Genomic DNA, 26,314 nt, shown 5'->3' with positions numbered 1-26,314 from the left:
CACTACGCATGAAGCGATTGGCCGGACTTTCCGCACTTGCCTTGATTATCTCCAGCACCAGTGGCTGCGGTTGGATCTGGGGCCCGGAAGGCTACTTCCGTGACCGCGGCAGCGATTACCTGGAAGCACAAGCAACCAAACCGATGCAACTGCCGCCGGACGTCAACGTCGCCAAGCGCCTTGACCCGTTGCTGCCGATTCCACGCAACGTTGCCGACGACACCACCAAGGGTGAATACGTCGTGCCACGTCCACAGCCGATCTCGGCCGTGGCGGATGCCAGCGACTACAGCCTGCAGAAGAGCGGTGATTCGCGTTGGATCGTGGCGCAGCGTCCACCTGCCGAAGTCTGGCCGGTAGCGGTGCAGTTCTTCCAGGACAACGGTTTCCGCATCGACGAGCAGCGCCCGCAGACCGGTGAATTCACCACGGCATGGCAGCAAGGCAGCGAGCTGTCCGCCACTATGGCCAAGCGCCTGCAGGCCGGCGGTGTCGCCGCCGACAGCGAAGCCCGTGTGCGTGTGCGCATCGAGCCGGGCGTGCAGCGCAACACCAGTGAAGTCTACGTGGTCAGCGCCGAGCGTCCTGCCGGCAGCACCGCCAACGTCGACTTCACCAACCGCTCGGTCAACACCGGTGTCGACTCGGCATTGGTCGACGAGATGCTGGCCAGCATGAGCCGTATCTCCGAGAAGGGCGGTTCCGTTTCCCTGCTCGCCGCCCGTGATTACGACACCCCGAGCCGCGTCAGCCTCACCGAGGACGGCAGCGGCAACGTGGTGCTGAACCTGGGTGAAGACCTGGATCGCGCCTGGGCCAGCGTCGGCCGCGCGTTGGAACAAGGCCCTTGGCGTGTTGAAGACATCAACCGCAGCCTGGGCCTGTACTACATCAACGTGGCTGAAAAGGCCGAGCGCAAAGACGAAGAGCCTGGTTTCTTCGGCAAACTGTTCGGCAGCAAGCCGACCAAGGAAGAAATCGAGACCCGCGCCGAGCGTTATCAGGTGCGTTTGAGCAAGGTTGGCGAGACTGTGCAGGTCACCGTCGAGAAGAACATCAACACCGTCGCGCCGGCTGAAACGGCGCGCAAAGTGTTGGGCGTGATTCAGGACAACCTGGGCTGATCCGATGCGTTTTGCCGTTCTCGGCAGCGGTAGCCAAGGGAACGGCACGCTGGTCGCCCATGACGACACGTACGTGCTGGTGGATTGTGGTTTCTCGTTAAAGGAAACCGAGCGGCGCCTGCTGCGCCTGGGGGTTCACCCCTCGCAGCTGAGCGCGATTCTGGTGACCCACGAACATGCCGACCACGTGCATGGCGTGGGTTTGCTGTCTCGGCGCTACAATCTTCCGGTGTACCTCAGTCGCGGCACACTGCGCGGGATGCGCAAACCTATAGAACCCGCAGGTTTCCTGGCCGGTGGCGAGCAGCTGCAAATCGGTGCCCTGAGCATCGATGTGATTGCCGTGGCGCACGACGCCCAGGAACCGACGCAGTATGTATTCAGTGACGGAGAGCGGCGTTTCGGCGTGCTCACCGACCTGGGCTCCTACTGCGCCAAGGTACTGGACGGATACCGGAACCTCGATGCCTTGATGATCGAGTCCAACCACTGCCGGGACCTGTTGGCTCGCGGTCACTATCCGTACTTTCTCAAGCAACGGGTCGGCGGCGAACTGGGACATTTGAACAACCATCAGGCGGCGTACCTGGTGTATGAGTTGGGCTGGCAAGACCTGCAACACCTGGTCCTGGCCCACTTGAGCAGCAAGAACAACCTGCCGACGCTTGCCCGGCAATGTTTTGTCGACACCCTCGGGTGCGACCCGGACTGGCTGCAACTGGCCGATCAAGATTCAGGGCTCGACTGGCGACATATCGCCTAGCCCACCTCACTCAAAGCGGAGCCCATCATGGAAAAACGTGAAGAACTCTACCGCGGCAAAGCCAAGTCGGTTTACAAGACCGACGACGCCAACCGCCTGATCCTGCTGTTTCGCAACGACACCTCGGCGTTCGACGGCAAGCGCATCGAACAACTTGATCGCAAGGGCATGGTGAACAACAAGTTCAACGCCTTCATCATGCAGAAACTAGAAGCGGCCGGTATTCCGACCCAATTCGACCAACTGCTGGGCGACAACGAGTGCCTGGTGAAGAAGCTGGACATGATCCCGGTGGAATGCGTCGTGCGTAACTACGCCGCCGGCAGCCTGGTCAAGCGCCTGGGCGTGGAAGAGGGCCTCAAGCTCAATCCTTACACGTTCGAACTGTTCCTGAAGGACGACGCCAAGGGCGACCCGTTCATCAACGAATCCCACGTCGTGGCATTCGGCTGGGGCACCGCCGAGCAACTGGCACGCATGAAGGAGTTGTCCCTCAAGGTCAACGACGTGCTGAGCAAGCTGTTCGACGACGCAGGCCTGCTGTTGGTGGACTTCAAGCTGGAATTCGGCGTGTTCCACGATGGCTCCATCGTCCTGGGCGACGAATTCAGCCCGGACGGTTGCCGCCTGTGGGACAAGGACACCAAGAAGAAGATGGACAAGGACCGCTTCCGCCAAGGCCTCGGTGATGTGATCGAAGCCTACGAAGAAGTCGCCAAGCGTCTCGGCGTACCGCTTTAATCGACGCAAGCATCTGATAGCACGGAAAAAAATCGCTTCTGCGCTTTGCTTCCACGAAACAGGCTGTTATGATGCGCGCCGTTGGAGAGATGCCAGAGTGGCCGAATGGGACGGATTCGAAATCCGTTGTACCTTCACCGGTACCTAGGGTTCGAATCCCTATCTCTCCGCCATTACATAGAAAAAGCCCCGTAGCTGAATAAGCTACGGGGCTTTTTCGTTTCTGAGATTTGGGGGCAAGCTACTCGTTCCGAGCAGCAAAAAGGGCCGCAGTGGTTGTTTCCAGCAGGCACAACCAACCGTATTCCGTCTTCAAGCATGCCTTACTGGCTTGATCAGGCTTTCTGCTGGAATTCCAAACATCTCATGCAGCTTCCAAATCATTGGCAAGGTCAGCGCTCGTTTTCCATTCAGCACTTCATAAACACGATTCTGGCGGCCAATGGCGGGAATAAGATCAGCCGCTGACAGGCCAGACTGTTCCATTCTGAAGCGAATGGCATCGATTGGGTTGGGCAGGTCCATGGGAAAGTGTTTGGCTTCATAGGCCTCGATCAGCGTGATCATTACGTCAAAGTAATCACCTTCCGGGGTGCCGGGTTCTGGTTCGTTGTCGAACAGCGCAGAGACAGACTTGAGTGCGTCCTTGTAATCCTGTTCGGTGTGGATAGGTCGGATGTTCATGGGTTACTCCGTTTCGACGGTATCGGCGTCAATTGCGTCGTACTGCTTATGTGTACCGACAAACTTGATGTAGACAGCGCCATAGCGATAGGCCACGGCGACCACGAGCCTGTAGTCGTTACCTTTGATGTTGAAGACGACCCTTCGACTTTTGAGAATGCTAGCGCTGCGAAAGTGTTCCTTGATGTCAGCCGGGTTTGACCAGTCGGCGTTTTTTACTTCGTCTATCCAGGCCAGGAACGGTTGCTCCGAATCCGGGTACTTGTGCCAAAAGGTTTTGAGTTGACTGAGTGCGACTATTCTCATGGGAAAATCCTAGTCCCGCCTTGGGACTTTTGCAAGTGGGCACATGGGAACAAGCAGTTTTCCAGACGGGTGTCATGGGCTCTCAAGGCATTTCTCCACATAAGGCATTCCCCTTGTAACCGTGCATGATCGGTCCCAGGAACATGAAAGGACCACAGGCATATAAGGGCGAGGGAGCGGGATGTGAGCGGCACACGGGGAGCTTCAGGGGTATTGGAACTACAGCCCAAAGCGTCACGCCGCACCATGCTCGTTCAGGCGGGTTCTGTTGAGGGGTGGTGCGTACGTTTTTCTGTTCAGGAAGTGAAAGTTGTGCGCCGATGCAGCCGTATAGGCAAGAAATCAGTGCCAGAGTAATGACGGCTTTTTCCATGTCAGACCTGCTGGTGGGGTAATCCTTTGATGTTCCCAGTATTGTCGTTGGTGGGCGCCGTGCTCGTCGATACTGCAAATAACTCACTGATATTTATAACTTCCCATTTCCTGGGTGTACGTCCCTCAAGTCTTTATCCAAACGGCCGAAACACTCTCGTACGACATCGTATCCCCAATAAGAGAGTCCCCCCTAATGTCCCTTCGCAGCCTGTCCATCGCCCGCCGTGCGGGTCTGGGTTTTGCCCTGATTGCTTTGCTCGTGGCCCTGCTGGGTTTTTTTGCACTGTCGAACATGGCAAGCATCCGCGCCAGCGCGGTGCAGGTGGAAAGCGGGCTGGTGCCGAAGATGCGACTGGTGGCGGACATTCGCGAAATCATGCTGCGCATTCGTACGATCTCTTTGCGCATGGCCCTGGACCCGAACCCGGCGAGCATCCCGCAATACCGTAGCCAGATGGACACCCGCAGCCAGGACCTGAGCAAACGGCTGGCCGACCTCGATGCAGTGATCGACACCCCCGAAGTACGCACGCTCTATGATCAGTTCCAGGTCTCGCTGCGCCAATACCAGCAAGGGCTGGCGCAATCATTCATCCTCGCCGACAAGCAGCAGGGCGCCGAACTCAACAAGCTGTTGCTGGTGGATATGAAAACCGTGGTCGATGGCTCCGGGGCCCAACTCAATGCCCTGGCCGACTACTACAACGCCCAGATCAACCAGCAAGGCCAGGCGGCCGAGTCGCAGTACGGCCGTTCGCGCACCATGGTGTTCGGCTTTGTGATCGTGGCCGGGTTGAGCACCGTGCTGCTGGCCTGGTTGCTCACGCGCAGCATTGTCGGCCCGCTCAGTCATGCCGTACGGGCTGCCGAGAACGTTGCCCAAGGTGACCTGACCCAAACGGTGGACGTGAGCGGCGACGACGAAGTGACGCGCCTGCTCGTGGCACTCAAGACCATGCAGGCCAACCTGCGCGGGACCTTGCAACTGATTCGCCAGTCGGCCGGGCAGATGGCGTCATCGGCCACCGACCTCAACGGCGTCACCGACCAGAGCAGCCGCAGCCTGCAAAAGCAGACCGCTGAAATCGAGCAGGCCGCCACCGCCGTCAACGAGATGACCTCGGCGGCGGATGAGGTAGCGCGCAATGCGGTGTCTACCTCCGAGTCCACTCGCCTTTCCAATGAAACCGCGCGCGAAGGCCAGCACCGTGTGGGTGAAACGGTCAGCGCCATTCAAGCCCTGAGCACCAACATCGGCGAAACCTCGACCCTGGTGCAGAACCTCGCCGAGCAATCGCGGGATATCGGCAAGGTGCTCGATGTGATCCGCTCCATCGCCGAGCAGACCAACTTGCTGGCACTCAACGCCGCGATCGAGGCGGCGCGGGCCGGTGAGTCCGGGCGCGGCTTTGCGGTGGTGGCTGACGAAGTCCGTGCACTGGCCCACCGTACCCAGCAATCGACCCTGGAAATCGACCAGATGGTGACCGCGATGCGCACGGGGTCCAACGAGGCGTTGAGCTCGATGCAGTCGAGTACCCAGCGTGCCACCGACACCCTGGCCCTGGCTGAGGGGGCGGGGGGCGCATTGAGCCAGATCACCGACTCCATCGACCAGATCCACCAGCGCAACCTGGTCATCGCCAGCGCCGCCGAGGAGCAGGCCCAGGTGGCCAAGGAAGTCGATCGCAATATCGTCAATATTCGCGACCTGTCTGCACAATCCTCTTCCGGCGCCGGGCAGATCAATGGATCAAGCCGCGAACTGGCGCAATTGGCGGTCTCGCTGAACGAGGCGGTTGCGCGGTTTCAGCTGTAGTGCAGCGCGCTTATTCCTGCGCGATAACGGGCTGGGGCGGGGTCAGCTCCAGCACGCGATCACGCCCACCTTCGGCCAGCAGATAAGTCCCACGCCCGGTCGGCACAATCGACTGTGGCGCCTTCAAGAACGACAAAATCGTCTGCTGGCGCCCCTGTTTATCGATCAGCAACAACCGCGCGCGGTGGGTGGCGTCTTCGTTGATCCATAACCCGCGCTCATCGCACATCAAAAAGGTCGGCTGGTTCAGCTTGGCCAGTACCACCGGGTCGCTGCCGTCTTCGGTCAGCTCACGGACCATGCCTTCTTTCTTCTTCGTGTAGAGCATGCGGCCATCGGTGCAGCGGATGATCGATTCGCCCTCGTCGAGGCCTTTGCGAACGACGCTTAAGGTCTGGTCGCTCCAGCGATAACGCAGGATGCGCCCCTCGTCGCGACGGTCCTCCATGGCATAGAGGTAGTCACCGTCGTCCCACAGGCCTTGCACGTTTTCGCCCCTGAACAATTCGGTGACGGTACCGTCCTTGAGGAAGCTGACGGGGGAGTCGAGTGCTTCTTGGCTGAACACCCAGCCGCCACGGGTGGCGAACATACCGTCGGGTTTGGACAGGTTGCCCACCACCACTTCGCGTGTTCCGTCCGGATGAATGCGCACGATGCTGCCCTTGGCGTCGTCGAGCTCCAGGCTGACCATCAGCGCGCCGTCCGGCAACGGCATCAGCGAGGCGGCTTTTGGCACGTCGCGGTGTACGACCTGAACGCTCCAGCCGGCAGCGGCGCTCACCGGGTAGAAGCTTTGCCAGGTGAAGAAACCCAGCGCGGCGAGGCAAGGCAGGCCCACCAGGCAGGCCGCCCATTTCAGCGCGCGGTGAAGCGTTTTTCTGTCAGATGCCTTGCTCATTGAACTCTCAGTCGAAAAGGGGCGGCTAGCAGGCACTTGTTTTTTCAAGGCTGGTTGGCCTGCCATTGTTTATAGAGTTTGCGGGCGACTTCCATTCGCGCGATCAGGATCACCAGGTAAATCATCCATGCCATCGACACGAGCACCAGCGAGAACAGCAGCCCGCGTTGTTGGCCCAGGCCTTCTCGTACGTATTTGTTGTAGGTCTTGTCGAGGAAGAATGAGCAAATGATGTCGAGTTTATCTTCCGGTAATCCTGGGCGCAGGAACGCCTGGAGCGACTCGGACGAGCGACAGTGCTCGACCTTGAGGACGGTGTCAGACCAGATACCGAACTTCACGTTATCTTCCGATAAATAGAACGAGGGGGCATCCGGGGCGTTTTTGAGGGACACCATCAGATACTTGGATTCAATCAGCGGAACCGCAATGGCTACGCCCGCCAGAAGCGCGATGGCAAGAAAGAAAAAGCAGTTGATACGCCACTGTGCGAACCGCTTGGTGATGAAGCTCAGTGCTGTAAAGTCGCTCCACTCGATGTAGCGCTTCACGCGACCGAAGTCGCGTGGGGTGAAGTCATTGCTGTACATCCAATCCTCAGCCAAGTCGGCCTCGCGCAGCGTATTGGCGGGGATGTTGAATTCATAGCGATAATATTCCAGCTCGCGCAAGTCCTTGCGCATGCGTTCAAAACGGTCTGTTTCGAAGCGCGTTTTGCCACCAAAAAACCGCCATATCCAATCCCGTAGAAACAGCAGCGATCCAGAGCGCCGGTAGATAAATATCAACAGCCCCGCGATAGCGAGAAAGGTGAAAGCCCCGCTGAAGACGGCGAAATGCTCCACATACCAGGTCAGCGGTGTGCTTTTTACGATCGGTTCGGCCATGCCTGGGTCCTTAGTCATAGAGTCGAACGCGGGATTCTAGGGAACCCGAGCAACCGTGTCTTTACGTCAGGAAAAACAAGAAGCAACTGACTGGCCTCTCGGAAACAGGCTAAGCCTCAGCGGCAGTTTTTCTGGCAGTTCTACTCCATAGCTTCCCACTGGCGCTTGTACGATATTGCTCTACATCCCGCTATTCACGATGGGCACCAGCAACGTCGCGTCCACGCATGGGCAACGTCACCATTGCGATGGGGGCTTGAAGGAACAAGCGCCGCGGGCGGACTTTGCCGCCAGCGGCGCTGGAATTGGAGTGGTGGGCGCGGGAGATACCGTTTCGGTCAGCGCGCCACCGAGTCCAGGCCGGTGGATTGCACCACCGGTTGTGCCTGGGGCGAGGCCAGGAACTGCAACAGCGCCCTGGCCTGCGCAGGGTGTTCGGCATTGACCGGAATGCCCGCCGCAAAGCGCGTCACCGATTGCACGTCTTCCGGGATCTTGCCGACGTACGTCACACCCGCCACCGGCAATAACTCCGCCACCTGCTGCAAGCCCACTTCGTAATCGCCCTTGGCGACCTGTTCGGCCACCGGCAGGCGTTCGATCATGGTGCCTTTGGCGGGCATGCCGAGCTTCTTGAACAGCTCTTTCTCGACATACACACCGCTGGCGCTGTCCGAATACGCCACGGACTTGGCCTTGCTCAGTACGGCCTTGAGTTCGGCATCGGTGCCGATCGCGGGTTTGGTCGCACCTGCCTTCACCACCAGGCCGATGCGCGAATCCGCCAGTTCCACGCGGGACGCCGGGTCGACCTTGCCTTGTTTGATCAAGTCATCCAGGGCATAACCGACCATGATCACCACGTCGGCATGTTCGCCACGGGCCAGACGGTTGGGAATCGCTTCCGGCGCCTTGCCCATGGAGGGGCCGAGGACGGTATCGAGGGTGTCGCCGCTGTACTGCGCGTATTGCGGGCCCAGCAGTTTATAGGCGGCGGTGAAGCCACCGGAGGTCATCACCTTGAGTTCCTCGGCCTGGGCCGTCAGCGCCAGGGCACCGAGGGCCAGGGCCGTCAGGGTCTTGAACAAAGGCCCCATCACGCCGCCCCCTGCATCACCTGCCCGCGTGCGTTGGCGCGACGATACAGCGCCAGGGTCGAACACAGCGCGCACAACGCAGCGAACATCATCCAGTAGGCCGGCGAGGCCTTGTCTTCGGTGATGTGGATGAACCAGGTGGAGATCGCCGGGGTAAACCCACCGAAGATCGCGGTCGCCAGGCTGTAGGCCAGGGAGAAGCCCGCCACGCGCACTTCCACCGGCATGATTTCCGTGAGCGCCGGGATCATCGCGCCGTTGTACATGCCGTACAGGAACGAGAACCACAGCAGCGTCTCCAGCATATGGGCGAAGCTCGGTGCATTCACCACGTAGGACAGTGCCGGATAAGCCGTGAGCACCGTCAACGCGGTCATGGCGATCAGCACCGGCTTGCGGCCGAAGCGGTCGCTCAGGGTGCCGCCGATCGGCAGCCAGACAAAGTTCGACACCGCCACCAGCAAGGTCACCAGCAGCGCGTCGGAGGTGCTCAGTTGCAGCACGGTCTTGCCGAAGGTCGGCGCGTACACGGTGATCAGGTAGAACGCGGTGGTGGTCATGGCCACCATCAGCATGCCGCCGATGACCACGGTCCAGTTTTTCACCAGTGTGGCCAGCACCTCGCGCATGGTCGGGCGATGCTTGCGGTTGGCGAATTCTTCGGTTTCCTGCAGGTTACGGCGCAGCACAAAGATGAACGGGATGATCACGCAACCAATGGCGAACGGAATGCGCCAGCCCCAGTCGGCAACCACCGCTGGTTCCATCCACACGTTCAAGCCATAGCCCAGGGCGGCGGCGACCACGATGGAGATCTGTTGGCTGCCGGATTGCCAGCTGGTGTAGAACCCCTTGCGGCCTGGGGTGGCCATTTCAGACAGGTATACCGACACACCGCCCAGCTCCGCGCCGGCCGAGAAACCTTGCAACAGGCGACCCAGCAGCACCAGCAGCGGCGCCCACAGGCCAATGGTGTGATAACCCGGCACCAGCACGATCAACAGCGTGCCGCTGGCCATGATCGACAAGGTCACGATCAACCCTTTGCGGCGACCGACGTCATCGATATAAGCGCCGAGGATGATGGCGCCCAGTGGGCGCATCAGGAAGCCCGCGCCGAACACGGCGAAGGTCATCATTAATGAGGCAAATTCATTGGCGGCAGGGAAGAACGCGGCAGCAATGTAGGTGGCGTAGAAGCCGAACAGAAAGAAGTCGAACTGTTCAAGGAAGTTGCCCGAAGTAACGCGGAATACCGCACCTACTTTCGAACGGGCAGAATCGGGCCGGGAAGGGCTAGTCATGGTTTTGTGTCTCCAGCGTTCTTTTAAGTGCTTGTTTCGCGTAAGACCGAGGATAGTGGCTGACACATTTAGAAATGATAAGTGAAAAATTTGGATTGATTAATTTTAATTGGCTATCACTCTCCGGGTCCGTCAAAAATCCTGCGCTGTTCTATTCTGGTAGATGTGACCAATTCTTACGGAGGGGAGGTGGCTATGGGCAACGAACAGAAGCGCCAGGATGAGCCGCAGCGCGAGCAGACCCGGCAACGGGAAGAGGAAAAACCGCAAACCTGGAAACACCCGGACGACGGTACGGAGCTTTCCGAACGAGATCAGGAGCGCCCGTTGAAGCCTTGATTCATGCCCGGGCTAAGTTTGGCCAAGGCGCGATCCCCGTGGGAGCTGTTGATGTGAGATTCGACAGCTCCCTTTTTTCACCGGGAAACTATTTGACATATTTGATTTGTGATCACATATTGGAGCCATAAGAACGACAACACAGGTTTTGACTCATGACAGACGGTCCGCTGCTCCTGCCCACCCTGCGCCAGGTCTCCCGCGATACTTTGCAAGACCAAGTCTATCGCCAGATCCGTGAAGCCTTGATGAGTGGCCGTTTCCAGCCCGGCCAGAAACTCACCATCCGTGGCCTCGCCGAAGCGCTCGGCTCCAGCCCCATGCCGGTACGCGAAGCGCTGCAACGCCTCAGCGCCGAAAATGCCTTTGAAGTCACCGAGACCTCCCGTCTGCGCGTACGCCTGATGACCGTCGAACGCCTGCGCGAAATTCGTGATGCGCGCGTCGCCCTCGAAGGGTTGCTGGCGGAAAAAGCCGTGTTGCTCCTGCAAAAAACCGACCTCGACGAAATCACCGACCTGTGCCAGCAGATGCAACACGCCGCCGATGAAGTCGACGTGTCCCGCTACCTGTGGACCAACTTCGCTTTTCACCGGCGAATCTACGCGGTGGCCCAGGCCGAATTGACCATGGCTGCCGTGGAAAACTTCTGGCTGCACATGGGCCCGTGCTTTGCCTTGGTCGCCCCGGATAAAGCTCACCTGCAACGCTCGATGGAAGCGCACACGCGCATCGTTGACGCCCTGGCCGCCCGCGATGGCGCCGGAGCGCGCGCGGCGGTGACCGACGACATCATGCAGGCCGCCGACTCCCTGGCGCGCCTGCTCGTCAAGAGCGACCGTGCGCGGTCGTCTGTTTCAGGAGGTAAACGTGCATGAGTTTCCTACAACGGCTGCAGCCCTATCCTGGGTTACGTGTGTTGATCTCCGGCGGGGCTGCCGGGATTGGTGAAGTGTTGGCGGCGGCGTATCTGGAAGCCGGCGCCCAGGTGCATGTGTGTGACGTGAGCGAACCGGCCCTGGCGGCGTTCCGTGACAAGTACCCGGGCAGCATCGCCACCCGTGCCGACGTCAGCGATGCCGCGCAGATCGAGGCGGTCTTCAAGGTACAGCACGAGCATTTCGGCGGCCTTGATGTGCTGGTCAACAACGCCGGGATCGCTGGGCCCACCGGCGGTATCGATGCGATCAGCGACGCCGAGTGGCAAGCCACCATCAATATCAACCTGACGGCGCAGTACCGATTTGCCCACCATGCAGTGCCGATGCTCAGGGAATCGTCCCACGGCCACTTGCTGCATATCGCCTCGGTGGCAGGACGCCTCGGCTACGCCTGGCGTACGCCGTATGCGGCGACCAAGTGGGCCATTGTCGGCCTGATGAAATCCCTGGCGTCGGAGCTGGGCGAGAGCGACATCCGCGTCAACGCCTTGCTGCCCGGTATCGTCGAAGGCCCGCGCATGGACGGGGTGATCCGTGCCCGTGCCGAACAGGTCGGCGTGCCCGAAGCCGAGATGCGCCAGGAATACCTCAACAAGATCTCCCTCAAGCGCATGGTCACCGCCGAAGACGTCGCGGCCATGGCCTTGTTCCTCTGTTCGCCCGCCGCCCGCAACGTGACCGGCCAGGCGATCAGCGTCGACGGTAACGTCGAGTACCTGTAAGCCACGGAAGAACACACAGCGCTGGACCCAGGATTTTTTTCATAAGAATAAAAGTCGGAGAATCGTCATGTCCAAAAAACGCCCCGTCATCATTACCTGCGCCGTCACCGGTGCGATTCATACACCGTCGATGTCGCCGCATTTGCCCATCACCGCCCAGGAAATTGCCGCTGCCGCCATTGGCGCCGCCGAAGCCGGCGCGGCCATTGTTCACCTGCACGCCCGTGACCCGATTGACGGCCGCCCCAGCCAGGCCCCGGCGTTGTTCGCCGAATTCCTGCCGCACATCAAGGCCGCCAGTGACGTGGTGATCAACATCACCACCGGCGGCGCACCCACGATGGGTGTGGAAGAACGCCTGCAACCGGTGATGCAGTTCAAGCCGGAACTGGCCTCGCTGAACATTGGCTCGATGAACTTCGGCCTGTACGAAATGCTTAACCGCTTTACCGAGTTCAAGCACGACTGGGAGCGCCCTTACCTGGAAGAGAGCGACGACCGGATCTTTCGCAATACCTTCCGCGACATCACCCACATCCTTAATGCCTGCGCCGAGAACCGCACCCGCTTTGAAATCGAGTGCTACGACATCGGCCACCTCTACACCGCGGCACATTTCCTGGAACGCGGCCTGCTCAAGCCGCCGTTGTTTATCCAGTCGGTGTTCGGCCTGCGCGGCGGCATCGGCAGCCACCCCGAAGACCTGGCGCACATGCGGCGCACCGCCGACCGCCTGTTTGGCGACGACTACGTGTGGTCGATCCTCGGTGCGGGGCGTGGGCAAATTCCGCTGGCGACCATGGGCTTGTCCATGGGCAGTAACGCCCGTGTCGGTCTGGAGGATTCATTGTGGGACGGCCCAGGCAAGCTGGCGGCCTCGAATGCCGACCAGGTGCGGCGCATTCGTACGGTGATCGAAGCCCTCGGCCATCGTGTCGCCACACCGGATGAGGCGCGGGAAATCCTCGGGCTTAAGGGGCGTGACCAGGTCAACTTCTAATCAGCGAAAGGTCGCGTGATCGCGCGGCCTGCATCCCGCACAACAACAATAAGGGGATCACACCATGCGTATCGAAGTGCTTGTGGACGTCAAGACCACCCTGGGCGAAGGCCCGGTGTGGGACGTCGAACAACAACGGTTGTACTGGATCGACAGTGCCGACGGCCGCATCCTGCGTTGCACCGACGACGGTCGCGAGCTGCGTGCCTGGGACGTGGGCCAGAAGATCGGCTCCATGGCCCTGCGCCATAACGGCGAGGCGGCCATCGTCGCCCTGCAAAACGGCGTGCACACCCTGGACCTGGCCAGCGGCGAACTGGCGCTGATCCAGGACCCGGAGCCGAACCTGCCAAGCAACCGCCTCAATGACGGTAAGGTCGACCGCCAGGGCCGCTTTGTGTTTGGCTCCATGGACACTCTGGAAGACAGCGCCAGCGCCAAACTCTACCGTCTCGACGCTGACTTGAGCCTGCACACCCTGGACGAAGGCATCATCGTCTCCAACGGGCCGTGCTGGAGCCCGTCGGGGGAGACCTTCTACTTTTGCGACACCTGGTCCGGCGAGATCTGGGCATATGACTACGACCTCACCACCGGCGCCGTGAGCAACCGACGCACTTTCGCCAAGGTTGATACCGCCAGTGGCGGCGCGGCGGACGGTTGCACCGTGGACGCCGAAGGTTGCCTGTGGCAGGCGCTGGTCTACGCCGGGAAACTGGTGCGCTACACGCCGGACGGCGACGTCGACCGCATCATTGAAATGCCGGTGAAAAAGGTCACCAGCCTGACCTTCGGCGGGCCGAACCTCGACACCCTGTTTGTGACCTCCATGGCCAAGCCGCCGCTGCCGCGTTTTCCGGCCGACGGCCAGCAGCGCGGGGCGCTGTTCGCCATTACCGGGTTGGGCGTGCAAGGAATAGCTGAGCGACGATTCGCCAGCTAGCGCGTTGGATTAATACGGCACCTTCCTTTGCAACCTTGTGTCAGTGCGCGCCCTCGCGCGCCTGGAGAGGCCCATGGCAACTTTAAAAAAAGCGTCGCTGCGCAGCATTCACCGGCATTCCTGGGTATCGCTGCTGGTCTGCTGGCTGATCTGGATCCTCAACGCCTACGACCGTGAGATCGTATTGCGCCTGGGGCCGACCATCTCCAAGCATTTCGATTTATCCGCCGATCAATGGGGCACCGTGGCCACGGTGGTCATGCTCGCGCTGGCCCTGCTGGATATTCCCGGTTCGATGTGGAGTGACCGCTACGGCGGCGGCTGGAAACGTGCACGGTTCCAGGTGCCATTGGTGCTCGGCTACACGGCGATCTCGTTTCTGTCCGGCTTCAAAGCCTTGAGCGGCAACCTCGCGACCTTTATCGCCCTGCGCGTCGGCGTCAACCTCGGTGCCGGCTGGGGCGAACCGGTGGGCGTGAGCAACACCGCCGAGTGGTGGCCGGTGGAGCGTCGCGGGTTCGCCTTGGGGGCGCACCATACCGGTTACCCGATTGGCGCAATGCTCAGCGGCATCGTCGCCAGTTTTGTCATCACCGTGTTCGGCGAGGACAACTGGCGCTATGTGTTCTTCTTCGCCTTCGTGGTGGCGCTGCCGCTGATGATCTTCTGGGCGCGTTACTCCACGGCCGAGCGCATCACCGCGCTGTACGTCGACATCGCCGCCAAGGGCATGACCCCACCGGACAACGCCCCGGCCAGCACCGTGAAGGGCGAGGCCTGGCGCACGTTTGTCGCCACCTTGCGCAACCGCAATATTGCCCTCACGGCGGGCAATACGATGCTCACCCAAGTGGTGTACATGGGCGTCAACATCGTGCTGCCGGCCTACCTCTACAACATCGCCGGGCTGTCGCTGGCGGAGTCGGCGGGGATGAGCGTGGTGTTCACCCTCACCGGCATTCTCGGGCAACTGGTGTGGCCGTCGCTGTCGGACATCATCGGCCGGCGCACCACCCTGATCATCTGCGGGCTGTGGATGGCGGTGAGTGTCGGCGCGTTCTACTTCGCCAACACCCTGACGTTGATCGTCGTCGTGCAACTGCTGTTCGGCCTGGTGGCCAACGCGGTGTGGCCGATCTACTACGCGGTGGCCTGCGACTCGGCCGAGCCGTCGGCGACGTCCACCGCCAACGGCATCATCACCACCGCGATGTTTATCGGCGGCGGCCTGGCGCCGGTACTGATGGGCAGCCTGATCGCCATGGGGGGCGGCTGGACCACCTTGCATGGCTACACCGTGTGTTTCTTCGTGATGGCCGGCTGCGCCCTGGGCGGCGCGCTGCTGCAACTGTTTTCCCATCGCCCGCAGGCCCTGGTTGTGCAACTCGAACCCTAGAACAACAGTGATGCGTCCCCCAGCCAGGCTGGCGGGGCGCCAAGAGGAATTGCCCGATGACTACCGCCACTTCGGCCCGCGATCCGCAGGCGCTGAATAAACTGATGTTCGCCAAGTTGATGCCCTTGCTGATCATCGCCTACATCCTGAGTTTTCTGGACCGTACCAACATCGCCCTGGCCAAGCATCACCTGGATGTCGACCTGGGCATTTCCGCTGCGGCCTACGGGCTGGGTGCGGGGCTGTTTTTCCTCACGTATGCACTGTCGGAAATCCCTAGCAACCTGATCATGCACAAGGTCGGCGCGCGGTTCTGGATCGCCCGCATCATGGTGACTTGGGGCCTGATCTCGGCGGCCATGGCGTTTGTGCAGGGCGATACGTCGTTCTACGTGTTGCGCCTGCTGCTGGGCATCGCCGAGGCTGGGTTGTTTCCCGGCGTCATGCTCTATCTGACTTATTGGTTCAACCGTGAACAGCGGGCGCGGGCCACTGGCTATTTCCTGCTCGGCGTGTGCTTTGCCAACATCATCGGCGGCCCGGTGGGCGCGGCCTTGATGCGCATGGACGGCATGCTCGGCTGGCACGGCTGGCAGTGGATGTTCCTGCTCGAAGGCCTGCCGGCCGTGGCGTTTGCCTGGGTGGTATGGCGCAAGTTGCCGGACCGCCCGAGCAAGGCGCCGTGGCTGACGGCTGAAGAGGCACGCGGCATCGAACAGCGCATCGCGGTGGAAACCGAGGAAGGTGCCGGGGAGGGCGGTCACGCGTTGAAAAACTGGCTGACCCCGCAAATCCTGCTGGCGATCTTTGTGTACTTTTGCCATCAGATCACCGTCTACACCGTGATTTTTTTCCTGCCGAGCATCATCAGCAAGTATGGCGAACTGAGCACCATGAGCGTCGGTTTGCTGACCTCATTGCCGTGGATCGCGGCGGCACTCGGTGCGGTACTGATCCCGCGTTTTGCCACGACGCCCGAGCGTTGTCGTCGACTGTTGGTCACGGGGTTGCTGACCATGGCGCTGGGCTTGGGCATTGCGTCGGTGTCGGGGCCGGTGTTCAGTCTGTTGGGCTTTTGCCTGTCGGCGGTGATGTTCTTTGTGGTGCAGTCGATCATTTTTCTGTACCCGGCCTCGCGCCTCAAAGGCGTGGCGCTGGCGGGTGGCTTGGGCTTCGTTAACGCCTGCGGGCTGTTGGGTGGGTTTGTCGGCCCTTCGGTGATGGGTGCGATTGAAATGAGCACCGGCAATGCCATGAACGGCTTGAAAGTCATCGCCGTGGTGCTGGTGGTCGCCGCGCTGGCGGCGTTGCGATTGCGTCAGGGCCAGGAGCAGGCACCTGCCACTCAGGGGGTGATGAAACCGGCGACGAAATAGGCAGCCCCATGCGTCCACCGGCATAGACGCAGCCCTATTGCCTTTCTAAACTGCGGCTTGTCTTGGGCTAGGGGCAGGCGCCGATGAATCGCAATGAATTACGCAAGGCCGACATCAACCTGATGGTGGTCTTCGAAGCACTGATGCTCGAGCGCAATGTGACGCGAGTGGCCGAGAAGCTGTTTCTCGGCCAGCCGACCATCAGTTCGGCCCTCAACCGTCTGCGTACCTTGTTCAACGACCCGCTGTTCATTCGCGTCGGCCATCGCATGGAACCTACCGCGCGCGCCGAGGAAATCATCCAGCACCTGTCGCCCGCCCTGGACTCACTGTCGTCGGCCTTGAGCCTGACCCACGATTTCGACCCGTCCGTCAGCACCATGACCTTTCGCATCGGACTGTCCGACGACGTCGAGTTCGGCCTGTTGCCACCGTTGCTGCGCGCCTTGCGCCAGGAAGCGCCGCAGGTGGTGTTCGTGGTGCAGCACGTGGACTATTGGCGGATTCCCGATCTGCTGGCGTCCGGCGATATTACCGTCGGCATCACCCAGACCCGTGGCCTGCCGGCGAATGCCAAGCGCAAGTTGCTGCGCCACATTCGTCCGCGACTGCTGCGCGCCGATGCCTCGGACACCCCGCTGACCCTCGATGAATATTGCTCGCGCCCCCATGTGCTGGTGTCCCACACCGCCAACGTGTCCGGGTTTGCCGATGAGTGGCTGGCGGAAATCGGCCGCAAGCGCCATGTGGTGTTGTCGGTGCCGCAATACAGCGCATTGCCCGCGCTGCTGGCCGGGACCGACTTGATTGCCAGCCTGCCGGACTACACGGCCGAGGCCATGGCGGTGTCGGGCAACCTGTTCTGCGAGCCGTTTCCGTTCGAGACGCCGACCCTGGATTTGTCCATGGTCTGGCTCAGTCATGTGGACACCGACCCGGCCGAACGCTGGGTGCGTTCGCGGCTGGAAGCGTTCATGAGCGATCGAGGTCAGGCGAACAAGGCCTGAGGCTTTTATCCGTGCTATATCTACAGACTTTCCTACGAATGACTCGGAGTCATCCATGCCACACCTGCACTTGGAATACACCGCCAACCTGACAAGCCTGGCCGTCGAGAAAACCCTGTTGCGGCTCAACAATGTGCTGATGGCGTCCGGGCAGTTCGGTTCCGAGTTCGATATCAAAAGCCGCGCTGTGAAGCTCGAGAGTTTTCAGGTGGGCACCTCCCTCAACCCACGCGGTTTCATCGCGGTGAAGCTGTCACTGCTCAGCGGGCGGTCGCCGCAGGTCAAGCAACAATTGTCGCAAAGTCTGCTGGCAGCGTTGCAGGATCTGGGCGACTGGCCGGCGGATCTACAGGTTCAGCTCAGCGTCCAGCTGGTCGACATGGATCGCGACTCCTACAGCAAAGTCGCCATCGGCTAATCCTCGCCACAGAAGTTAGAGTAATCCCTGATCCGCACACACCTTCACCACCTGTTCACGAAACCAGGTATTGGCACTGTCCTGTTCACTGCTTTCACTCCACTGCATATCCAGGGTGAACCCCGGCAATCCGTTGGGGGCCTCGCAGTGGCCGAACACCGTCGCCGGTGCCAGCAGTTTCTGCACGCGGCGCGGCAGGGTGACGATGAAGTCGGTGCCGGTGATCATCTTCAGCGCCGCGCTGTAGCTGTTGGCGCGGGCGATCACCTGGCGCTTGTGGGCCTGGCGCGCCAGCCAGCCGTCGATCATGTTGGTGTCGGAGGTCCATGGCGTGGGGAACACGTGGCGCCGCTCGACGAACGATTGCAGGCTGAATGCCGGCTCGCGCGGTGCCGAGCGTTTATCGAAGACGCACACCAGATCGTCCTCCAGCAGCATCTGGGTCTTGAAGTCTTTATGGGCGCGGTGAAAGTGCGGTCCGAAGCAGATCACCAGATCCAGACGGCCCTCGCGCAGGTCGTCGGCGGGGATGTCGGCTTCCAGTTTCTGCACATTGACGATCACCGGCAGGTCGGCGCGGTCGAAATGCTTCAACAGGCGCGGCAGGATCAGTTGTTCGAAGTACTCCGGCGCGCAGACATTGAAGGTCACGGCCTTCTGGGTCGGGTCGAAGGCCTGGCCACCGGCATGGCACAGGTTGATGCTTTCGAGGATCTTCTGCACATGGGCGTACATGGTGGTGGCCTTGTACGTAGGCCGCATGCCCGCCCGCGTGTTGATAAACAGCTCGTCTTCAAAACTGGTCCGCAGTTTCTTCAGGCTGTAGCTCACGGTGGACTGGCTGACGAACAGCGTTTCTGACACGTCGGTAACGCTGCTCTGGTCATAGACGGCGATAAACACCATCAAGTCCTGCATATCGAGTTTTCTGAGCAAGTTACTGTTTAACATCGGTTTCGTCCGTAAACCCCATGTACCGAAGTCAGTACAAGACAGCGCGAAAGCTTAACGGAACGGCCGTGCCAATAGAAAGCTCTGTAGGGCGTTTCAATGTTTTGCGTGGGACAAATACTGTTTGCAACACGACGTCAGCGAATATGTTGTGCGTAATGCCTTGGGTTGAAGCGCGTGACGATCAGCAGCATCACCACGATCACCGCCGTCAGCGACCACCAGGCCCATTCGAAGCTGCCCAGCTGGTCGCGGATCATCCCGGCGATCAGCGGCGACAGGCCGGCAATCAGGTAGCCGATGCCCTGCACGAATGCGGTAAGGCTCCCCGCGCGACGCGGGTTGTCGAGGTGGTCGAGGGACAGGATCAGGCTCATCGGGAACAACCCGCCGATACCCAGCCCCAGCAGGCACGGCCACAGCAAACTGAGGTATTGCGGGCTGAGGATCAGGCCGCAGAACCCGAGGATGATCAGCCCCAGCAACACCGCCACCACCCCGCGTTTATCCCGGCGGCGGTTGGCGATGGCCGGCGTGACCAGGCCGGACACCACCTCCATCGCGGTCAGGAAACCCAGCAACAAACCGGCATTCTGTTCGCTCCAGCCTTGCTCCACGTAGTACGGCGCCAGCCACGCCAGCACGCAGGTGTAGGACGCCGTACCGAGGCCGAAAAAGATCGCCAGCAACCAGGCGCGGCCGTTGCCGAAAAACGATTCCTGAGGGCCGGCGGCGGCTTGGGGCAACGGTGGCAACACCGAGCGCTGGGCGTACCAGAACACCAGGGCCAGCAGCGCCAGAAACGCCCAGATCGCCAGGCCGATGCGCCAGCTGCCGGTCTGCACCTGCACGAAGGGGGAGAACGCTGCCGCCAGCGCCGCGCCGCCCATGATAGCGGTGACGTAGAGGCCCATGAACAACGACACGTTTTCGCTGAACCGCGACTTGATCAGCGCCGGCATCAACGCCTGGATCATGGCGATGCCCACACCGGCGGCAATCGCGCTGACGATCAATTCCAGGGCCGAATCCAGGAACAGCCGCGACAACGTCGCCACGCCAATCACCAGCAGTGACAGCACAATGCTGCGGTGCTCGCCAAAACGCTTGGCCAGGCCCATGCCAAAGAACATCGCCAGGCCCATGGCCATGACCGGCAACATGGTCAGCAACGCCGCGCTGCTGAAACTCAACGGCACGTCGCCGCGAATCGACGACAACAACGGCCCCACGGCGGCCATCGACGGCCGCAGGTTAAGGGCGACCAGCACGACGCTGATCATCAGCCACACGGCGGTGGTGGGTTTTGCCTGAACGTTTTCCATGGGCCTGCCTTGAATGAACAAGGGCGAATCAGGCCACGCATGGGGGAGGGGGGCAAATGAGAAAGTCGCAGGGGCTATCTAAAAATTGCGGTTAACTGAAACACCGCAAGTCAAAGTGTGAGAGCGGGCAAGCCCGCTCACCACAGTTACAGTGTTCCTCCTTAACTGACTGGCATTAGGTGCAAGCTCCCTCCCATATTTGTTCTGCGTCGTCAGTTGGACCGGATCACGTGCTTGATTTCCTGAAACGCCGCCAGGCCCCACGGCCCCAGCTCACGGCCGATACTGCTCTGCTTGTAACCACCCCACGCCGTCTGCGGGAAGATCACCTGCGGGGCGTTGATCCACACCAACCCGGCCTGCAAGGCATTCGCCACGCGTTCGGTGGTCTCGACGCTACGGCTGACCACGCTGGCCACCAGGCCGAAATCGCTGTCGTTGGCCAGGGCAATGGCCTCTTCCTCAGTGGTAAAAGGTCGTACACACAGCACCGGGCCGAAGATTTCTTCGTTCCACAATGCACTGTCCAATGGCACGTCGGTAAACACGGTTGGGCGAATGAAGTAGCCCTTCGCCAGGTTCGCCGGGCGTTCGCCGCCACACACCAATCGCGCGCCAGCCTCAATGCCCCGTTGGATATGCCCCAGCACCCGCTGATACTGCACGCGGTTGATCAACGCGCCCATTTCCACGTCGTCGGCAAATGGGTCGGCGACGCGAATTGCTTCAGCCCGTGCCTGCAAGCGTTGCAGGAATTCATCCGCCAGGCTGTCGGCCACCAGCACGCGGCTGGTGGCGGAACACATTTGCCCGGCGTTGAAAAAACCACCGCCACACGCCAGCTCCACCGCCAGGTCGAGGTCGGCATCCGCCAGTACCAGCAGCGAAGATTTACCGCCTAATTCCAGGCTCACGCCCTTGATGGTTTCCGCTGCACGTTGCATCACCTGCACCCCCACGGCGTTGCTGCCGGTGAAGGAAATCTTCGCCACGCGACGGTCTGCCGCCAGCGGTGCACCAACGGCCAAGCCGGTGCCGCAGACCAGGTTGAACACCCCCGCCGGGCAGCCCGCGTCAGCGATGATTTGCGCCAACTGCAACTCCGCCAAGGGCGTGACTTCCGAGGGCTTGAGCACCACGCAGCAACCGGCGGCAAGGGCCGGGGCGAGTTTCCAGGCGGTGGTGACCATCGGGAAATTCCACGGCACGATCAACCCCACCACGCCGCACGGCTCACGGCGCAGGCGCGCGCTGAAGTCATCGCTGGGCAGCGCCACCGGGCGATCCTGTCCGGCGTCCATGTCGTCGGCGATACCGGCGTAGTACTCGAACGTGGCGATCACGTCGTCCACATCGATGCCGGCTTCAAACAGCGGCTTGCCGTTGTTGCTCGATTGCAGGTGCATCAACTGTTCGCGCTGCGCGCTGACGCCTTGGGCGATTTTGCGCAGCAGGCTGGCGCGATCACGGCCGCTACTTTTCGACCAGTCGATAAAGGCCGCGCTGGCTGCATCCACGGCCTGGGTCACGGCCTGCCCATCGCCGACGCTGACACGGGCCAGGGTCGCCTCGGTGGCCGGGTTGATCACCTCCAGCACGTCATGGCCGGCACGCCATGCGCCGTCGATATACACACCGTTCATTACTGCGCTCATACCGCTGGCTCCTGCATCCATAGGTCCTGGTCGATCTCAATCAGCGTCGGCCCCGGGCGATCGGCGGCGGCGCGCAAGGCGTTGCGCAGCTGTGCAACGCTGTGAGCGCTGTCGGCAGCACTGCCGAGGGCCTTGGCCACGCCGATAAAATCCGGGGTGTAGATGTCTACGCCGACCGGTTCGATGGCGCGGTTGAGCATGTATTTCTTGATCTCTTCATATCCCTGGTTATTCCACAGCAGCACGATGATCGGCGTGCGCGCTTCCACTGCGCTGGCCAGTTCCGGCAGGGTGAATTGCAGCCCGCCGTCGCCGATCAAACACACCACCGGTTGCCCATCGCCACGGCCCAACCAGGCGCCAATGGCGGCCGGCAGGGCGTAGCCCAAGGTGCCGTAGCCGGTGGAGGAGTTGAACCAGCGGCGCGGGTGGTCGAGGTTCAGGGTCAGGTTGCCGCTGTACACCGGTTGGGTCGAATCGCCCACCAGCACGGCGCCCGGCAGTGCCTCCAGCACCGTATTGAGGAACAGGGTTTGCGCGCGGGTGGCGGCGTCCCAGGTGGGGGCCAGTTCGGCCCACAACCGGGCGACGCGCTGAGCGCCCCAGTCGATGTGGCGGGGGCCCAGCGGCGTGCGGTTCAAGTCGGCCAGCAAGGCATCGGCGGCGATCCTTGCGTCGGCCACCAAGGCGAGATGCGGCGGGTAGTTGCGCACGGTCTGGTCGGGGTCGATATCAATGCGTAGCAGCGCACCGGGTATCTCGAAGCCACCGGCGAAGGTCACGTCGTAGTCGGTCTCGGCCAGCTCGGTGCCGATGGCCAGCACCACATCGGCCTCGGCCACCAGCGCGCGGGTAGCGACCAGGGACTGAGTCGAGCCGATCAGCAGCGGATGCTCGGAAGGCAGCATGCCCTTCGCATTGATGGTCAGGGCCACCGGCGCGCCGAGGGCTTCGGCCAGGCGGGTCAATTCGGCGGCCGCTTCAATCGCGCCGCCACCGGCCAGGATCAGCGGGCGTTTGGCGGCGGCGAGCAACTGGCTCATCTGCTTGACCGCCGCCGGTGCCGCACCGGCACGGGCGATGCTGACCGGTTGACTGCCGAGCAGTGCATCGGCGTTTTCCACCAGCACATCCAATGGAATCTCGATATGCACCGGGCGCGGCCTGCCGGCCTGGAACAACGCAAACGCCCGCGCCAGCACGGCGGGCAACTCCGCTGCCGACATCAAGGTATGGGAGAACGCCGCCACGCCGGCCATCATCGCGCCCTGGTTCGGCAGCTCATGCAGTTTGCCGCGCCCGCCGCCCAACTGGCTGCGCGATTGCACGCTGGAAATCACCAGCATCGGGATCGAGTCGGCGTAGGCCTGGCCCATGGCGGTGGTGATATTGGTCATGCCCGGGCCGGTGATGATGAAACACACGCCCGGTTTGCCACGGGTGCGCGCGTAGCCGTCGGCCATAAAGCCGGCGCCCTGTTCGTGGCGCGGGGTGACGTGGCGGATGCTCGAGCGGGCCAGGCCGCGATACAGCTCCACGGTGTGCACGCCGGGAATACCAAACACCTGGTCCACGCCGTAGCTTTCCAGGAGGTTGACCAATACTTCGCCACAGGTCGCCATAGGTGTCGCTCTTGTTATGGATTCGTGGCGGTATTGGAACGGCTGGCCCGTAGCGGCAACAATCGATAAAAAGTCATACTAGCCATGTCCTCACGTCATGGCTGCGCCCTTATGAAACGCCTTCCGCCCCTGCCCGCGCTGCATACCTTCTGGGTCACGGCCCAGTGCTGCAACTTCACCCGCGCCGCCGAGCAACTGCATATCACACAAGGTGCGGTGAGCCGGCAGATCGCCGGGCTGGAGAGCCATTTGGGCTACGCCTTGTTCCAGCGCCAGGCACGGGGGTTGAGCCTGACCGAAGAAGGTCGCGAGTGGTCGCAACGGGTGCAGCAGGTGTTTGGCCTGCTCGGTGACGCGGTGGAGCAGATCGGCAATCGCCGCCATACCCTGCAAATCAAGGCCTCCACCTGCGTAATGCGCTGGTTGTTGCCGCGCCTGATGCAATGGCAGCGGGAGCGCCCGGACGTTCCGGTGGAACTCACCACCACCGTGGCCTACAGCGTGGATTTTCGTCGCGAGCAATTCGACGCGGCGGTGATCTATGCGCCCATCGCCGAGCAATCGGCCGAGGCGCGGCATTTGTTCGATGAGCAACTCACCCCGGTCTGCGCACCGGCGCTGCTCGCCGGTTTGCACACCCCGGCGGACTTGCAGCAACAGGTGCTGTTGCACCCCACGCGGGATGAGCGCGATTGGGCGCGCTGGCTCCAGGCGGCGGATACGCGGTTGAGCAACGTGAGCCAGGGGCATCATTTCGAGACGTTGGACTTGGCGATGAACGTGGCCTCCCAGGGCTCCGGGGTGGCGATGGGCGACAGTGCGTTGATGGGCGAGGATCTCAAGGCGGGGCGCTTGGCGATGCCGTTTGAACTGCGGGTACCGACGGGGAAGGGGTACTACCTGGTGTATCCGCCGGGGACGGTGCCGTCGGCAGGGCTTGAAGCGCTGATGGATTGGTTAGTGAGCCAGGCGCAGCAGTCGTAGGCGCTGAAGATCCAAATGTGGGAGGGGGCTTGCTCCCGATAGCGGTGTGTCAGTCAAAGAGGCTCCAACTGAACTACCGCTATCGGGAGCAAGCCCCCTCCCACAGGTGTCAGTAACCGACGGTGAAGCGCTGGCGCGAGTGCTTCGGTGTTTCCACTTCATCGAGCATGGCGATGGCGTAGTCGGCAAAGCTGATCGAGCTGCTACCGTCACTGCTCACCAGCAAGTCATCCTGGCCCAGGCGGAATTTACCGGTGCGCTGGGTGCCATCGAACAAGGCCGACGGCGACAGGAACGTCCAATCCAGGTCCTTTTCCTGACGCAGCACGTCGAGAAACGCGGCCCCTGCACTGGCTTCGGCTTTGTATTCCGCCGGGAAGCCCTCGCTGTCGATTACACGCCCGCCACCGGGCAGCAGCAACGAACCGGCGCCGCCCACCACCAGCAGGCGTTTCACCCCGGCTTTTTTTACCGGGCCGATCACGGCGCTGGCGGGCAGGGTGGCGAAATGTGCCGCGCTGATCACCACATCGCTGCCGCTGATGGCTTGTTCCAGGGCATTGGCATCCAGTGCATCAACCTGCTTGACGGTGACGCCGGGGCGTACAGCCAGCTTGTCGGTGTTACGCGCGATAGCCACCACGCTATGCCCACGACGCAGGGCTTCTTCCAGCAATTGGCTGCCGACACGGCCGGTGGCCCCAATGATTGCGATCTTGCTCATGATGTTCTCCAGTACGGTCAGGGTTTAAAGGCATTCACCACTTCATTTCGCCCTTGGCGACTTTGGCGCTCAGTTCCAGCGAGCTTTCGTCGGCGAGGCTGGGGTAGCGCTTTTTCATGGCCGCGATCAGGGCGGCGGCGTCCTTGGCCTTGGCGGTTTCTACGTCGAAGGCCTTGATGTAGTCGGCAGTAAAGGCCACGGCTTGCGGTGACGGCGTGCCCAGGTAGTGGCCAGGAATCACCGTGCGTGGCTTCAACTGTTCGATGCGTTGCAGGGTCGCAAGCCAGTCTTTATGGGATTGCGCGCTTTGAGTGTCGGCCATCCACAGGTGAATGTTTTGCGCGACCACCACGCCCCCGACCACGGCCTTGATCGACGGGATCCACACGAAGCTGCGGTCCGGCTGCGGGCCATCCAGGCCGATCACCTCCAACTGCTGCCCTTCAAGGGTCAGGCTATGGCCTTGCAGCACCTGGGGCACGATGGTTTTGCCCGGTTTGTCGGCACCCATTTTCGGGCCCCAGAACTCAAGTTTGCCGGCCACGGTGGCGTTGATATGGTCGACCACCGGTTGTGGCGCCAGCACCTTGGCGTCGGGGAACGCGGCCGTCAGGGTGTCGAGGCCGAAGTAGTAATCCGGGTCGCCATGGCTGATGTAGATGGTGGTCAGGTGTTTGCCGCTGGCGCGGATCTTCTGCACCAGTTGCTCGGCCTGGCCCTTGCCGAATTGCGCGTCCACCAGGATCGCGTCTTTGGCACCGCTGACCAGCACCGAGCTGACCGGGAAGATCGCCGCCTCGCCCGGGTTGTAGACATCCAGAGTCAGGTCGGCCGCCGCTGCATGGCCGGCAAACGCCAAGGCAGCGGTGAAGGTCAAGCGCTTGAGGGTTGAGAACATCGGGCAGCTCCA

Annotated in this window: 26 protein-coding genes, 1 tRNA gene and 1 pseudogene; 16 read left to right on the top strand and 12 right to left on the bottom strand. The window is 61.5% G+C overall.

The window, feature by feature from the left end:
• Positions 1–8: 8 nt before the first annotated feature.
• From bamC to Q8X51_RS15025, 4 genes are all read left to right on the top strand, one after another.
• Positions 9–1,124 (top strand): outer membrane protein assembly factor BamC, encoded by a 1,116-nt coding sequence (gene bamC, locus Q8X51_RS15040; RefSeq protein WP_027604311.1) that lies wholly within the window; start codon positions 9–11, stop codon positions 1,122–1,124.
• Between the two features lie 4 nt (positions 1,125–1,128).
• Positions 1,129–1,887: an MBL fold metallo-hydrolase gene (locus Q8X51_RS15035; protein WP_027604310.1), complete on the top strand. Its 759-nt coding sequence runs from the start codon at positions 1,129–1,131 to the stop codon at positions 1,885–1,887.
• Positions 1,888–1,914: 27 nt separating this feature from the next.
• A complete protein-coding gene (purC, locus tag Q8X51_RS15030; protein WP_065928209.1) occupies positions 1,915–2,628 on the top strand; it encodes a phosphoribosylaminoimidazolesuccinocarboxamide synthase in 714 nt (237 codons plus the stop codon).
• Between the two features lie 83 nt (positions 2,629–2,711).
• Positions 2,712–2,801 (top strand) — tRNA-Ser (locus Q8X51_RS15025).
• A gap of 139 nt (positions 2,802–2,940) precedes the next feature.
• Here the strand turns inward: Q8X51_RS15025 and Q8X51_RS15020 are convergent.
• Positions 2,941–3,312 carry a helix-turn-helix domain-containing protein gene (locus Q8X51_RS15020; protein ID WP_027604308.1) on the bottom strand — a complete coding sequence of 124 codons (372 nt, stop codon included), beginning with the start codon at positions 3,310–3,312 and terminating at the stop codon, positions 2,941–2,943.
• A 3-nt stretch (positions 3,313–3,315) separates the two neighbouring features.
• On the bottom strand, positions 3,316–3,618 hold the full coding sequence (locus tag Q8X51_RS15015) for a type II toxin-antitoxin system HigB family toxin (RefSeq protein ID WP_065928208.1): 303 nt from the start codon (positions 3,616–3,618) through the stop codon (positions 3,316–3,318).
• A 568-nt stretch (positions 3,619–4,186) separates the two neighbouring features.
• On the opposite strand from Q8X51_RS15015, the pseudogene Q8X51_RS15010 reads away from it, so the two are divergent.
• Both Q8X51_RS15010 and Q8X51_RS15005 read left to right on the top strand, forming a co-directional pair.
• Positions 4,187–4,954: pseudogene (locus Q8X51_RS15010) on the top strand (MCP four helix bundle domain-containing protein); the annotation flags it as partial.
• Positions 4,949–5,812, top strand: a complete 864-nt coding sequence (locus tag Q8X51_RS15005; RefSeq protein ID WP_407694971.1) for a methyl-accepting chemotaxis protein — start codon at positions 4,949–4,951, stop codon at positions 5,810–5,812. The pseudogene Q8X51_RS15010 and the gene Q8X51_RS15005, both read left to right, overlap by 6 nt.
• Positions 5,813–5,822: 10 nt before the next feature.
• On the opposite strand, the gene Q8X51_RS15000 is transcribed toward Q8X51_RS15005, so the two are convergent.
• From Q8X51_RS15000 to Q8X51_RS14985, 4 genes are all read right to left on the bottom strand, one after another.
• Positions 5,823–6,713: a hypothetical protein gene (locus Q8X51_RS15000; RefSeq protein ID WP_256098131.1), complete on the bottom strand. Its 891-nt coding sequence runs from the start codon at positions 6,711–6,713 to the stop codon at positions 5,823–5,825.
• Positions 6,714–6,757: 44 nt separating this feature from the next.
• Positions 6,758–7,600: a DUF6216 family protein gene (locus Q8X51_RS14995; RefSeq protein ID WP_065928206.1), complete on the bottom strand. Its 843-nt coding sequence runs from the start codon at positions 7,598–7,600 to the stop codon at positions 6,758–6,760.
• A 338-nt stretch (positions 7,601–7,938) separates the two neighbouring features.
• Complete coding sequence (locus Q8X51_RS14990) at positions 7,939–8,697, bottom strand: substrate-binding domain-containing protein (RefSeq protein WP_065928205.1); 759 nt, start codon at positions 8,695–8,697, stop codon at positions 7,939–7,941.
• Positions 8,697–10,001 carry an MFS transporter gene (locus tag Q8X51_RS14985; RefSeq protein WP_065928204.1) on the bottom strand — a complete coding sequence of 435 codons (1,305 nt, stop codon included), beginning with the start codon at positions 9,999–10,001 and terminating at the stop codon, positions 8,697–8,699. Before Q8X51_RS14985 ends, Q8X51_RS14990 begins: the two co-directional genes overlap by 1 nt.
• A 195-nt stretch (positions 10,002–10,196) precedes the next feature.
• Between Q8X51_RS14985 and Q8X51_RS14980 the strand changes: the two genes are divergently transcribed.
• From Q8X51_RS14980 to Q8X51_RS14940, 9 genes are all read left to right on the top strand, one after another.
• A complete protein-coding gene (locus Q8X51_RS14980) occupies positions 10,197–10,340 on the top strand; it encodes a hypothetical protein (RefSeq protein ID WP_176719690.1) in 144 nt (47 codons plus the stop codon).
• Positions 10,341–10,495: 155 nt separating this feature from the next.
• Positions 10,496–11,218, top strand: a complete 723-nt coding sequence (locus tag Q8X51_RS14975) for a GntR family transcriptional regulator (protein WP_407693298.1) — start codon at positions 10,496–10,498, stop codon at positions 11,216–11,218.
• Complete coding sequence (locus tag Q8X51_RS14970; protein ID WP_407693299.1) at positions 11,215–12,003, top strand: SDR family oxidoreductase; 789 nt, start codon at positions 11,215–11,217, stop codon at positions 12,001–12,003. Before Q8X51_RS14975 ends, Q8X51_RS14970 begins: the two co-directional genes overlap by 4 nt.
• Before the next feature lie 67 nt (positions 12,004–12,070).
• The gene (locus Q8X51_RS14965; RefSeq protein WP_407693300.1) at positions 12,071–13,003 is read left to right on the top strand and encodes a 3-keto-5-aminohexanoate cleavage protein; all 933 of its coding nucleotides are present in this window, start codon (positions 12,071–12,073) and stop codon (positions 13,001–13,003) included.
• A 64-nt stretch (positions 13,004–13,067) separates the two neighbouring features.
• Positions 13,068–13,946 carry an SMP-30/gluconolactonase/LRE family protein gene (locus Q8X51_RS14960; RefSeq protein WP_065947372.1) on the top strand — a complete coding sequence of 293 codons (879 nt, stop codon included), beginning with the start codon at positions 13,068–13,070 and terminating at the stop codon, positions 13,944–13,946.
• Positions 13,947–14,019: 73 nt separating this feature from the next.
• The gene (locus tag Q8X51_RS14955; protein ID WP_065947373.1) at positions 14,020–15,342 is read left to right on the top strand and encodes an MFS transporter; all 1,323 of its coding nucleotides are present in this window, start codon (positions 14,020–14,022) and stop codon (positions 15,340–15,342) included.
• Between the two features lie 56 nt (positions 15,343–15,398).
• Positions 15,399–16,718, top strand: a complete 1,320-nt coding sequence (locus Q8X51_RS14950; protein ID WP_407693301.1) for an MFS transporter — start codon at positions 15,399–15,401, stop codon at positions 16,716–16,718.
• An 83-nt stretch (positions 16,719–16,801) separates the two neighbouring features.
• Positions 16,802–17,725, top strand: a complete 924-nt coding sequence (locus Q8X51_RS14945) for a LysR substrate-binding domain-containing protein (RefSeq protein ID WP_065928200.1) — start codon at positions 16,802–16,804, stop codon at positions 17,723–17,725.
• Between the two features lie 55 nt (positions 17,726–17,780).
• Positions 17,781–18,143: a 5-carboxymethyl-2-hydroxymuconate Delta-isomerase gene (locus Q8X51_RS14940; protein ID WP_065928199.1), complete on the top strand. Its 363-nt coding sequence runs from the start codon at positions 17,781–17,783 to the stop codon at positions 18,141–18,143.
• A gap of 15 nt (positions 18,144–18,158) precedes the next feature.
• On the opposite strand, the gene Q8X51_RS14935 is transcribed toward Q8X51_RS14940, so the two are convergent.
• The 4 genes from Q8X51_RS14935 to Q8X51_RS14920 all read right to left on the bottom strand — a co-directional run bounded on the left by Q8X51_RS14935 (position 18,159) and on the right by Q8X51_RS14920 (position 23,696).
• A complete protein-coding gene (locus Q8X51_RS14935; protein ID WP_074844456.1) occupies positions 18,159–19,094 on the bottom strand; it encodes a LysR family transcriptional regulator in 936 nt (311 codons plus the stop codon).
• 137 nt (positions 19,095–19,231) lie between these two features.
• Positions 19,232–20,419: a cyanate transporter gene (locus Q8X51_RS14930; RefSeq protein WP_407693302.1), complete on the bottom strand. Its 1,188-nt coding sequence runs from the start codon at positions 20,417–20,419 to the stop codon at positions 19,232–19,234.
• 212 nt (positions 20,420–20,631) lie between these two features.
• Positions 20,632–22,074, bottom strand: coding sequence for an aldehyde dehydrogenase family protein (locus Q8X51_RS14925; RefSeq protein ID WP_407693303.1), 1,443 nt, complete (start codon positions 22,072–22,074; stop codon positions 20,632–20,634).
• Positions 22,071–23,696: a 5-guanidino-2-oxopentanoate decarboxylase gene (locus Q8X51_RS14920; protein WP_065928195.1), complete on the bottom strand. Its 1,626-nt coding sequence runs from the start codon at positions 23,694–23,696 to the stop codon at positions 22,071–22,073. Before Q8X51_RS14920 ends, Q8X51_RS14925 begins: the two co-directional genes overlap by 4 nt.
• Positions 23,697–23,807: 111 nt before the next feature.
• On the opposite strand from Q8X51_RS14920, the gene Q8X51_RS14915 reads away from it, so the two are divergent.
• Positions 23,808–24,680: a LysR substrate-binding domain-containing protein gene (locus Q8X51_RS14915; protein WP_065928194.1), complete on the top strand. Its 873-nt coding sequence runs from the start codon at positions 23,808–23,810 to the stop codon at positions 24,678–24,680.
• Between the two features lie 109 nt (positions 24,681–24,789).
• Here Q8X51_RS14915 and Q8X51_RS14910 read toward each other — a convergent pair whose 3' ends face one another.
• Together Q8X51_RS14910 and Q8X51_RS14905 are read right to left on the bottom strand one after the other, a co-directional pair.
• The gene (locus Q8X51_RS14910) at positions 24,790–25,404 is read right to left on the bottom strand and encodes an NAD(P)-dependent oxidoreductase (protein ID WP_407693304.1); all 615 of its coding nucleotides are present in this window, start codon (positions 25,402–25,404) and stop codon (positions 24,790–24,792) included.
• A 34-nt stretch (positions 25,405–25,438) separates the two neighbouring features.
• Positions 25,439–26,302 carry an MBL fold metallo-hydrolase gene (locus Q8X51_RS14905; protein ID WP_407693305.1) on the bottom strand — a complete coding sequence of 288 codons (864 nt, stop codon included), beginning with the start codon at positions 26,300–26,302 and terminating at the stop codon, positions 25,439–25,441.
• Between the last annotated feature and the right edge of the window lie 12 nt (positions 26,303–26,314).

The organism is Pseudomonas sp. Yb2C2, from assembly GCF_052112325.1.
GTDB classification, from domain to species: Bacteria; Pseudomonadota; Gammaproteobacteria; order Pseudomonadales; family Pseudomonadaceae; genus Aquipseudomonas; species Aquipseudomonas marginalis.
Note: the sequence above shows the minus strand (reverse complement) of the source record. Positions and strands in the feature narration are given on the sequence as shown.